Annotated in this window: 3 protein-coding genes and 1 pseudogene; 2 read left to right on the forward strand and 2 right to left on the reverse strand. The window is 40.0% G+C overall.

Annotated elements, in window-relative coordinates; translation table 11 throughout:
• A pseudogene (locus tag WCT94_RS20600) lies at positions 1-700 on the forward strand (hypothetical protein); the annotation flags it as partial.
• A 13-nt stretch (positions 701-713) separates the two neighbouring features.
• Positions 714-1,226, forward strand: a complete 513-nt coding sequence (locus WCT94_RS20605; RefSeq protein ID WP_336871573.1) for a tail fiber assembly protein — start codon at positions 714-716, stop codon at positions 1,224-1,226.
• 1 nt (position 1,227) lies between these two features.
• Here WCT94_RS20605 and WCT94_RS20610 read toward each other — a convergent pair whose 3' ends face one another.
• Both WCT94_RS20610 and WCT94_RS20615 read right to left on the reverse strand, forming a co-directional pair.
• The gene (locus tag WCT94_RS20610) at positions 1,228-1,848 is read right to left on the reverse strand and encodes a tail fiber assembly protein (protein ID WP_336871574.1); all 621 of its coding nucleotides are present in this window, start codon (positions 1,846-1,848) and stop codon (positions 1,228-1,230) included.
• The coding region (locus WCT94_RS20615; RefSeq protein ID WP_336871575.1) for a phage tail protein at positions 1,848-2,418 on the reverse strand (571 nt) is incomplete at its 5' end. The genes WCT94_RS20615 and WCT94_RS20610, both read right to left, overlap by 1 nt.

Below are 2,418 nucleotides of genomic sequence, written 5' to 3' on the forward strand. Positions count from 1 at the left end.
AGCATCATCAGCACAGTTCTATTTTGACTTTGCTAATGGCGGAATAAAATATCGAAGTTCTCGTGATTATCATGGCTTTGAAAAACCGTGGGCTCGTATTTATACCGATCAGGATAAACCTACAGCTGATGAAATTGGGGCTGTGGCGAATGCCATAGGTGCTATCGGTGCGAACCCATCCAGTATAGACGAGTACTTATCTCAATTAGCTCAGCAGCAAGAGATGGGTAGCAGAAGATTTGCTGACGGAACATGGAAAACACATATTTCTGTCCGTCACCTCGGCGGAAAATCGGAAAACGGAGATTCCAATAATACGTTGTATGGATTGGCTATCATTGATGAAAATTTACAGTCAAATTCATATGATATATCTATATACAAGCAGAATAATGGTACATGGCTTCAGCCTGTAAAAATCTACCATTCTGGTTATAAACCGTCTGCATCTGACATTGGTGCACTGACTTTAACGGAAGCTGATGTGCGTTATTTAGGGAAAAGTAATGGCATTCAGGATATTCGTTTGGGGGCACTAAGTTCGATTAATGCTTACCGAGGCCCAGGTTTTTCAGATACTGCCGGGTATATAATGACGGCGATAGTAAATCACAACCATGATGATTACATTGATACGTTATCCCGGAGACCACTTCAAAAATTGGTTAATGGTACATGGCTAACAGTAGAGGTCGTATGAAATGAATAATTTCATGAGTTTTAAAAAATACATTCCAAAGAATAAACAAGAATTATTAAGTTACAATGCGATATTTTTAATTAGTGATTCAGAGGATGATTGGTATGACTGCCAAAATAGCTTCTCAAAAGATACATTCAAAGTAATGTATGACAGTAATAATATTATTTGCTCTATTTCAAAGGATGTGTCTTCATTTTTCCCGATTGAAATGAGCGTTGCAGAGTTAGCTGAATTGCCTGATGGTGTTGATATTTATGGTGGTTGGGTTTTTGATGGTAATTCAGTTGTTCCGCGCGTGTACACCCAGATCGAAAACATCGAAAGGGCAGATGATAAAAAGAAATTGCTGTTAAATCGTATTAACCAAGATGTCATCCCTCTACAAGATGCAGTAGATTTGGGTATTGCAAGTGAAGAAGAAAAAAATAAATTAAATGCCTGGAAAAAATATCGGGTGCTGCTGATGCGTCTTGATACATCAAAAGCCCCCGACGTTGAATGGCCTGAAGAACCTGTTAGTTAAATTATGCTAAGGAGGGCACATCAGGGAAAACAATTTCATCTGAATTAACATCAACTCGACTGAGCTGTAAGCGGTACGTTTTCCATGCTTTCAGCTCATTTTTTTCTTCTTCCGTTGCCAGGTTTAGTTCAACGGCATCGCTGAGTACCTGAATGCGCTCACTTGCTTGAGATAATCTGGTATTAAGTTCTACTTTTTTATTTGCAATTAATACCTGGCGTTGAGCTTCCAAATCGATTACCCATTTTCCATCTTCCCATTTATCAAATTCAGAGGTCGGTACCAATAAAGTCTGACTGGCTTGCAATTCGCCCATATCCGTAACCTTATGGGGTTGACGGGTTTCCGTATTATAAACAGTCTGACCGCGATAGTCAGATACATGCTCCCACTGCTTTCCATTCGCGCTACGCCTCAGAGCCAAACCTTCCTGAGGAAGTTCTGGAACGTCAATATAACTACCAGCAGGCACACCTACGCCAATAGGCAAATATTCATAATTAGCACCGATATACTCTCGGCTTACTGGGTGAACCTGATAGATAGTAATCCAACCTGCCTGAACGCTAAAACCTGATTCATTCATTTTTGCTGAGTTAACTTCAATAGAATAGTTTTTCATTATGCTGCTCTCACGATGTAGTTAAATGCGATATTACGGGGGCGGGTTTCAGCGCCTCCGACTAAAGAATCTATATTATAATTTGAATACCCAGGATCATCTCCTGATGCATATCTAAGAGGACTTCCGCTTGAGCCATTTATATTGTTAGAATTATCAAACCCGATATATTGAAGTGCATGATAATGAGATTTAAACAAATCTAACTGTAAACTCAACATTGTGCGCCCACTGTCAATTTGACGCCCATCATCCCAACCTCGAATAAACTCACCACGAAGATCGGGTAATACTCTGGATGGATAAATTTGTGCTAAAAGTGGATAGATTTTTTGATCAAATGTCTGCCCGTTACACTTTAACCAACCAGATGGTGCTGTTGCCTGTGGCCACGGCATAGGGATACCAACAAGTTCATTGAGAGATAATGCCCCGATATCAGCAGCTGTAGGTTTATCCTGATCGGTATAAATACGTGCCCACGGTTTTTCAAAGCCATGATAATCACGAGAACTTCGATATTTTATTCCGCCATTAGCAAAGTCAAAATAGAACTGTGCTGATGATGCA

This window comes from Pectobacterium sp. 1950-15 (assembly GCF_037136835.1).
Classification (GTDB): domain Bacteria; phylum Pseudomonadota; class Gammaproteobacteria; order Enterobacterales; family Enterobacteriaceae; genus Pectobacterium.